This window comes from Mesorhizobium sp. GbtcB19, assembly GCF_019091085.1.
Classification (GTDB): domain Bacteria; phylum Pseudomonadota; class Alphaproteobacteria; order Rhizobiales; family Rhizobiaceae; genus Mesorhizobium.
The window spans coordinates 486659-494570 of record NZ_JAGXJY010000003.1; the positions used below are offsets into that span (position 1 = coordinate 486659).

A 7912-nucleotide genomic window follows, 5' to 3' on the forward strand; every position below is an offset into this window, starting at 1 on the left:
TTCAAGCCTGGTCCCGCAGCGCCCGCCGCAGGATCTTGCCGACCGGCGTCTTCGGCAGCTCGGTGCGGAACTCGATGAATTTCGGCCGCTTGTAGCCGGTCAGGTTCTCACGGCAATAGGCCATCAAGGTCTCGATGGTGAGCGCCGGGTCCTTCCTGACCACGAAGAGCTTCGGCACTTCGCCGGAGTGCTCGTCCGGCACGCCGATCGCCGCCACTTCCAGCACGCCCGGATGGTGCGCCACCACTTCTTCCAGTTCGTTCGGATAGACGTTGAAGCCGGAGACCAGGATCATGTCCTTCTTGCGGTCGACGATCTTGGTGTAGCCGCGCTCGTCCATGAAGCCCATGTCGCCGGATTTGAAGAAGCCGTCCTTGGTCATCACCTTGGCGGTCTCGTCCGGGCGGTTCCAGTAGCCGGCCATCACCTGAGGCCCGCGGATGCAGATCTCGCCGACTTCGCCGAGCGGCACGTTGTTGCCGTCGTCATCGCGGATGGCGATCTCGGTCGAGGGCAGCGGCAGGCCGATCGTGCCGGTGAAGTCGCTGGAGCTGAACTTGTTGGCGGTCGCCACCGGCGAGGTTTCGGAGAGCCCGTAGCCTTCGCTGACCGGGCAGCCTGTCAGCGCCTTCCAGCGCTCGGCCACCCCTTTCTGCACCGCCATGCCGCCGCCCAAAGTCAGGATCAGCGGCTTGAAGTCGAGCTTGCGGAATTCCTCATTGTTGAGCAGCGCGTTGAACAGCGTGTTGAGGCCGGGGAAGATGTGCATCGGGTATTTCGCCAGTTCCTTGACGAAGCCCGGAATGTCGCGCGGATTGGGGATCAGCACGTTCTGCGCGCCCTGCTGCATGCCCATCAGCGCGTTCACCGTCAGCGCGAAGATGTGATAGAGCGGCAGCGCGCAGATGAAGTTGAGATGCGCCGGCTTCGGCTTCACCGCATAGGCGTCCTCCACCCACAGCGAATTCTGCGCGACGTTCGAAAGCACGTTGCGATGCAAGAGCGTCGCGCCCTTCGAGATGCCGGTGGTGCCGCCCGTATATTGCAGGAAGGCGATGTCGTCGCCCAAGACGGTCGGCGGCTTGAAGGCGATGGATGCGCCGGTTTTGAGCACCGCGTTGAACTTGACGTGGCCGGGCAGCGACCATGCCGGGACCATCTTCTTCACCCGCCGCACGACGAGGTTGACGATGGCGCCCTTGAGGCCGCCCAGCATGTCGCCCATCGAAGCGACGATGACATGCTTCACCGGCGTCCTGGCGATCACCGCTTGCAGTGTGCCGGCGAAATTTTCGAGGATGACGATCGCCTGCGCGCCGGAATCCTTCAGCTGGTGTTCCAGTTCGCGCGGCGTGTAGAGCGGGTTGATGTTCACCACCGTGTAGCCGGCGCGAAGCACCGCCATCATCGCCACCGGATATTGCAGCACGTTCGGCATCATCAGCGCCACGCGCGCGCCCTTTTCCAGCCCTCTCGCCTGCAGATAGGCGCCGAAGGCGGCCGAGAGCCGCTCGAGCTCGGCATAGGTGATCGACTTACCCATGCACACGAAGGCTGGCTGCACGGCGAATTGCTTGCAGGCGCCGACCAGGAACTCGCCGATGGATTTGTAGGGCAGGGCGCCGATCTCTGCCGGCATGTTCTTCGGATAGCTCTTCAGCCACGGCTTTTCCGGCAGGCCGACGGTGAGCTCGGTGATCGCTTTCGGCAGACCCTTCGCGGCAGGCCTGGCGGTATCGGCCGCCGGCGCCGCTTTCGCGGCAGCCTTTGCGGTGGCCGGCTTCACGCCTGCCGCCTTGGCCTTCGTGGTCGCGGGCTTGGCAGCGGTCGGCTTCGAGGTTGGCTTTGCGGGCGCCGCCTTTGCGGTCGTTTTGGTTTTCGGCGCGGCGGCCTTGGCGGCTTTGGGCGCGTCGCTTTCGGCGGCGGCCTTGGCCTTTGCTTTCGCCGGGGCTGTCGTCTTGGCTGCTTTTGCCACCTGTCTCTCCCTGTCGCCTTCGATCTGGGGCGCTCGCTTCAAGGAAGCGTCCTCCACGCCGGTCACGGATTTTCCGGGAAATTCCGCCAATCGTCTATGTATTGCCTCTATCGGCGGCCGTGCAAGCCTTGCCCCAGCGGCAAGCCGGGGAAAGATTTGCCGTCGAAATCGCATGCCTCGATGGCCCCCGCGCCATGCCTGGACGACCGGCTGATCCTGCGTGGTCATGCCCCGCGCGCTCATTTCGAAAGGTGGCCGATCAATAAAAAAATCCCGTCGTTAATAATGTCGTGAGCAGAAAAAACTACTCACATTTTCTCAATTTTGAGCAAAAACTAGATTCTTTTCCTGCTTCCCATGGGGTACGCAAACGGGGTGTTCCAAAGGCGAAGAAACGGTGCTTATATGCGCCCTTCGCGAGCCTGATAGAGGGGCTTGAGAGAACATCAGGGAGTGCTCAATGAAAAAGACAATGACTTTTGCAGCCGCGTTGCTGGCTGCAAGCGTCCTCAGCGGCATGGCCAGTGCTAAGACGCTTGTATATTGCTCGGAAGCGTCGCCGGCCAATTTCGATCCCGGTACCACGACCGGCGGTAACGACTTCGACGCTTCGTCGCGCACGGTCTATTCGCGACTGGTCGAGTTCAAGCACGGCGGCACCGAAGTCGAGCCGGGTCTTGCCGACAAATGGGAAATTTCCGACGATGGCCTGGTCTATACTTTCCACCTGCATCCGGGCGTGAAGTTCCAGACCACCGACTATTTCAAGCCGACGCGCGACCTCAACGCCGATGACGTCGTCTTCTCCTTCGATCGTCAGTTCAACAAGGAAAATCCCTGGAACGGCGACAAGTATCTGCCGAACCTCACCTGGGACTATTACACCGGCATGGATATGCCGAAATATGTCGCCAAATGGGAGAAGGTCGACGACCTCACCGTCAAGCTGACGCTGACCGAGCCGAACGCCCCGATGCTGGCCAATCTCGGCATGGACTTCGCCTCGATCGTGTCGAAGGAATATGCCGACCAGCTGCAGAAAGACGGCAAGATGGCCGACTTCTCGACCAAGCCGATCGGCACCGGTCCGTACCAGTTCGTCGACTATCAGCTGGATTCGGTCATCCGCTACGCGGCCAACCCGGACTACTTCAAGGGCAAGGAAAAGATCGACGATCTCGTCTTCGCCATCACGCCTGACGCGACTGCCCGCGTCCAGAAGGTGCTGGCTGGCGAATGCGATATCACGGTCTATCCGAACCCGGCCGACCTCGCCACGGTCAAGGCCAATAAGGACGTGACCCTGATGGATCAGGCCGGCCTGAACATCGGCTATATGAGCTACAACACCACGATCCCGCCGCTCGACAAGCCGGAAGTGCGCCATGCGCTCAACCAGGCGATCGACCGGGAAGCGCTGATCAAGTCGCTGTTCCAGGATGCCGGCGCCACGCCCGCCGAAAACCTGATCCCGCCGACCATGTGGTCGTGGGACAAGGATGTGAAGACCGACGCCTACAATCCGGATGCGGCCAAGAAGGTGCTTGAGGCTGCCGGGCTGAAGGAAATCCAGCTCTGGGCCTCCGACCGTGCCCGTCCCTACAACCCGAACTTCCAGCGCGCCGCGGAGCTGATCCAGGCCGACTGGGCCAAGGTCGGCGTCAAGGCTGAAATCGTCAACTACGAGTGGACCAAGTATCGCGCCGAAGGCAAGAAGAAGGACCGTCCCGGCGCCTTCCAGGTCGGCTGGACCGGCGACAATGGCGATCCGGACAACTTCTTCGCCACCCTGTTCGCCTGCTCGGCCATCGGTGTCTCGAACTACTCCAGCTGGTGCGACAAGGACTTCGAGGACCTGATCCAGAAGGCCAAGAAGACCAGCGACCAGGCCGAGCGCACCAAGCTCTATGAGCAGGCGCAGGTGATCTTCGCCAAGGAAGCTCCGGCTTTCCTGCTGGCTCACAGCCAGGTCTACGCGGTCGTCCGCAATAATGTCAGCGGCTTCAAGATGGACCCGCTCGGCATTCATCGCTTCGACGGCGTTGACAAGGCCGAATAATATTGCGAACGGGGCGGCGCAACTTTGGCGCCGCCCCCTTCAATTCGACGATGCTCCGATATCTTCTCAACAAAATCGCTCTCCTGATCCCGACTTTGGTCGGCATCACCATCTGCGCCTTCGCCTTCGTCCGGTTGCTGCCCGGCGATCCGATCCTCGCCATGGCCGGCGAACACGGCGTCGCGCCCGCCCGCTACGAAGAGCTCAAGCATCAGTTCGGCTATGATCTGCCGATCTGGGAGCAGTATGCGCGCTATGTCGGTGAAGTCGCCACCGGCGATTTCGGCGTCTCCATTTCGTCCAAGCGCCCGGTGATCGAGGAGTTCAAGACGCTCTTCCCGGCGACGCTGGAACTGTCCTTCTTCGCCATGATCTTCGCCATGGCGCTCGGCATTCCGGCCGGCATCTTCGCGGCCGTCAAGCGAGGCTCGTGGTTCGATCAATCGCTGATGGGCACGGCGCTCGTCGGCTATTCCATGCCGATCTTCTGGTGGGGCCTGCTGCTGATCATCTTTTTCTCCGGTTATCTTGGCTGGACACCAGTTAACGGCCGCATCGACTTGCAGTACTTCTTCAAGCCGATCACCGGCTTCATGACCATCGACACCTTGATCTACGGCAAGTGGGCTGCATTTCGCTCGGTATTGCGCCATCTGGTGCTACCGACAATCGTGCTCGGCACCATTCCGCTGGCTGTGATAGCGCGCCAGACGCGCTCCGCCATGCTCGAGGTGCTGAGCGAGGACTATGTCCGGACTGCCCGCGCCAAAGGCCTCTCGTCGGCCCGAGTTATCGGCGTGCATGCGTTGCGCAATGCACTCATCCCGGTGGTCACCACCATCGGCCTGCAGGTTAGTACCCTGCTCGCCGGCGCCATCCTGACCGAAACCATCTTCTCGTGGCCCGGCATCGGCAGATGGATGGTCGAATCCATATCCAAGCGCGACTATGTCGTCGTGCAGTCAGGCCTGCTTTTGATCGCGCTCATCGTCATGGCGGTGAACCTCATCGTCGATGTGCTCTATGCCGTCATCAACCCACGCATCAGGGCGGCATAAATGAGCCAGACAGAAATCGCCCCGATGGCCGCCGGCAACCCGGATCGTCTCACCGGCCTCAAGACCTTCTGGCACTATTTCTCGGTGAACCGCGGCGCCGTCATCGGCCTGTTCGTCTTCATCCTTTTGGTGCTGGCCGCGCTCTTCGCGCCGTTGCTCGCGCCCTATGCGCCCGACGTGCAGGACAAGACCGCGTTCCTCAGGCCGCCGGCCTGGCAGGACGGCGGCTCGACGCAATATCTGCTCGGCACCGATCCGGTAGGCCGCGACATCCTCTCGCGCCTGCTCTACGGCGCGCGCTTCTCGCTGCTGATCGGCGCGGTCGTCGTCACGCTGGCGTTGACCGGCGGTATCACGCTCGGCCTGCTCGCCGGCTATTTCCGCGGCTGGGTCGACGTCGCGATCATGCGCGTCATGGATTTGATCCTGGCCTTCCCGTCGCTGCTTCTGGCGCTGGTGCTGGTCACCATCCTCGGTCCGGGCCTGTTCAACGCGATGCTGGCGATCGCGCTGGTGCTGCAGCCGCATTTCGCCCGCCTGGTGCGCGCCGCCGTCATGGCCGAGAAAAGCCGCGAATATGTCGTGGCGGCAAAGGTCGCCGGCGCCGGTCATCTCAGGCTGATGCTTGCCACCATCCTGCCCAACTGCCTGGCGCCGCTGATCGTCCAGGGCACGCTGTCCTTCTCCAACGCCATCCTGGAGGCAGCCGCGCTCGGCTTCCTCGGCCTCGGCGCCCAGCCGCCGACGCCGGAATGGGGCACCATGCTCGCCACGGCGCGTGAATTCATCCTGCGCGCCTGGTGGGTGGTGACCTTCCCGGGTCTTGCCATCCTTATCACCGTGCTCGCCATCAACCTGGTCGGCGACGGCCTGCGCGATGCGCTCGATCCCAAGCTCAGGAGGTCGTGATGGCGCTGCTCGACATCCAGAACCTCGTCGTCGAATTCCAGACCGCGTCGGGCCCGTTCCGCGCCGTCGACGGCGTCTCGCTTCATGTCGACGAGCGCGAGGTGCTCGCCATCGTCGGCGAATCCGGCTCCGGCAAGTCGGTGTCGATGCTGGCCGTGATGGGCTTGCTGCCGTGGACGGCGACCGTCACTGCCGACCGCATGAATTTCAACGGTCGCGACCTGTTGAAGATCAGTCCGGCCGATCGTCGCAAGATCATCGGCAAGGACGTCGCCATGATCTTCCAGGAGCCGATCGCCAGCCTCAATCCCTGCTTCACCGTCGGCTTCCAGATCGAGGAGGTGTTGCGCTTCCACATGGGCATGGACAAGGCCCAGCGCCGGGCGCGGGCCATCGAGCTCTTCAAGCAGGTCGGCATCCCCGATCCGGCCGACAGGCTCAACTCCTTCCCGCACCAGATGTCGGGCGGCCAGTGCCAGCGCGTCATGATCGCGATGGCGATCGCCTGCAATCCCAAGCTGTTGATCGCCGACGAGCCGACCACCGCGCTCGACGTCACCATCCAGAAGCAGATCCTCGATCTGCTGGTTTCGCTGCAGGCCAAATACGGCATGGGCCTGATCATGATCACCCACAATATGGGCGTGGTGGCCGAGACCGCCGACCGCGTCATCGTCCAGTACAAGGGCCGCAAGATGGAAGAGGCCGACGTGCTGTCGCTGTTTGAATCGCCGAAGAGCAATTACACGCGTGCCCTGCTATCGGCATTGCCGGACAACGCCGTCGGCGACCGGCTGCCGACCGTCACGGACATGCTGTTCGAGGCCGCACCTTCGGGAGCCGGCGCATGACCAAGGTCGTCGAAGGCAAGAACATCAAGCGCGACTACCATGTCGGCGGTGGCCTGTTCCGCGGTGCGCGCACCGTGCATGCGGTGAAGGGCGTTTCCTTCAGCGTCGAGAAGGGCAAGACGCTGGCCATCGTCGGCGAATCGGGCTGCGGCAAGTCCACGCTCGCCCGCATCATCACGCTGATCGATCCGGCCACCTCGGGCGAGCTGTTCATCGACGGCAACGAGGTCGATATCGCCAAGGACGGGCTCTCCAAGGAAATGCGCCGCAAGGTGCAGATCGTCTTCCAGAACCCTTATGGCTCGCTCAACCCGCGCCAGAAGATCGGCGACGTGCTCGGCGAACCGCTGCTCATCAACACCGACAAGCCCGCCGAGGAACGGCGCGACCTGGCGATGAAGATGCTGAAGAAGGTCGGCCTCGGACCCGAGCACTACAACCGCTATCCGCACATGTTCTCCGGCGGCCAGCGCCAGCGCATCGCCATTGCCCGCGCGCTGATGCTGAACCCGAGCCTGCTTGTGCTGGACGAGCCGGTCTCGGCGCTCGACCTTTCGGTGCAGGCGCAGGTGCTCAACCTGCTTGCCGACCTGCAGGACGAGTTCCAGCTGACCTATGTCTTCATCAGCCACGATTTGTCGGTGGTGCGCTACATCGCCGACGACGTGATGGTGATGTATTTCGGCGAAGCCGTCGAATACGGCCCGCGCGACGAGGTCTTCTCCGACCCCAAGCACGCCTACACCAAGACGCTGTTCGCCGCGACGCCGCGCGCCGACATCGCCAGCATCAAGGCGAGGTTGGCGAAGAAGAAGGCGGCTTAACGTCTCTTGGTCATCCTCGGGCGGTAAGCCCAGAGGTCGTCATCCTAGGGCGGAGCGACGCAAAGCGTCGCGTAGACCCTAGGATCCATTCCGTTACCTCAGCCGAAAAGTGCAGCGGAGCAGAATTCTGCGCCGTGAGCGGCGCTCGCATGTCACGGAATGGCAACTGTGTTCATGCGAATGCGATTTTGTCCCTGATGATGGCGTTGAGGACGACCAGGAGCTTCCTTGCGACG

6 protein-coding genes are annotated in these 7912 nt (G+C 62.4%); 5 read left to right on the forward strand and 1 reads right to left on the reverse strand.

All coding sequences use genetic code 11. The annotated features are described in order from the left end of the window. Position 1: 1 nt before the first annotated feature. Positions 2-1975, reverse strand: a complete 1974-nt coding sequence (locus KVT37_RS08990) for a long-chain fatty acid--CoA ligase (RefSeq protein WP_217571822.1) — start codon at positions 1973-1975, stop codon at positions 2-4. Between the two features lie 460 nt (positions 1976-2435). Between KVT37_RS08990 and KVT37_RS08995 the strand changes: the two genes are divergently transcribed. From KVT37_RS08995 to KVT37_RS09015, 5 genes are read left to right on the forward strand one after another with little or no spacing between them, the layout of a single operon-like run. Continuing rightward, a complete protein-coding gene (locus tag KVT37_RS08995; protein ID WP_217571824.1) occupies positions 2436-4034 on the forward strand; it encodes an ABC transporter substrate-binding protein in 1599 nt (532 codons plus the stop codon). A 50-nt stretch (positions 4035-4084) separates the two neighbouring features. Continuing rightward, on the forward strand, positions 4085-5092 hold the full coding sequence (locus KVT37_RS09000; protein WP_217571827.1) for an ABC transporter permease subunit: 1008 nt from the start codon (positions 4085-4087) through the stop codon (positions 5090-5092). After that, on the forward strand, positions 5093-6001 hold the full coding sequence (locus tag KVT37_RS09005; protein WP_217571829.1) for an ABC transporter permease subunit: 909 nt from the start codon (positions 5093-5095) through the stop codon (positions 5999-6001). Next, entirely contained in the window at positions 6001-6852 is an 852-nt protein-coding gene (locus tag KVT37_RS09010; protein ID WP_217571831.1) for an ABC transporter ATP-binding protein, read from the forward strand. Before KVT37_RS09005 ends, KVT37_RS09010 begins: the two co-directional genes overlap by 1 nt. Beyond that, positions 6849-7676: a dipeptide ABC transporter ATP-binding protein gene (locus KVT37_RS09015; RefSeq protein ID WP_217571833.1), complete on the forward strand. Its 828-nt coding sequence runs from the start codon at positions 6849-6851 to the stop codon at positions 7674-7676. The genes KVT37_RS09010 and KVT37_RS09015 overlap by 4 nt, the downstream gene beginning before the upstream one ends. Positions 7677-7912: the final 236 nt, after the last annotated feature.

Excerpts from the sequence above, each read along its gene's own strand:
- KVT37_RS08995 (WP_217571824.1), top strand. The coding sequence starts at position 2,436 with ATGAAAAAGACAATGACTTTTGCAGCCGCGTTGCTGGCTGCAAGCGTC.
- KVT37_RS09000 (WP_217571827.1), top strand. The coding sequence starts at position 4,085 with ATGCTCCGATATCTTCTCAACAAAATCGCTCTCCTGATCCCGACTTTG.
- KVT37_RS09005 (WP_217571829.1), top strand. The coding sequence starts at position 5,093 with ATGAGCCAGACAGAAATCGCCCCGATGGCCGCCGGCAACCCGGATCGT.
- KVT37_RS09010 (WP_217571831.1), top strand. The coding sequence starts at position 6,001 with ATGGCGCTGCTCGACATCCAGAACCTCGTCGTCGAATTCCAGACCGCG.
- KVT37_RS09015 (WP_217571833.1), top strand. The coding sequence starts at position 6,849 with ATGACCAAGGTCGTCGAAGGCAAGAACATCAAGCGCGACTACCATGTC.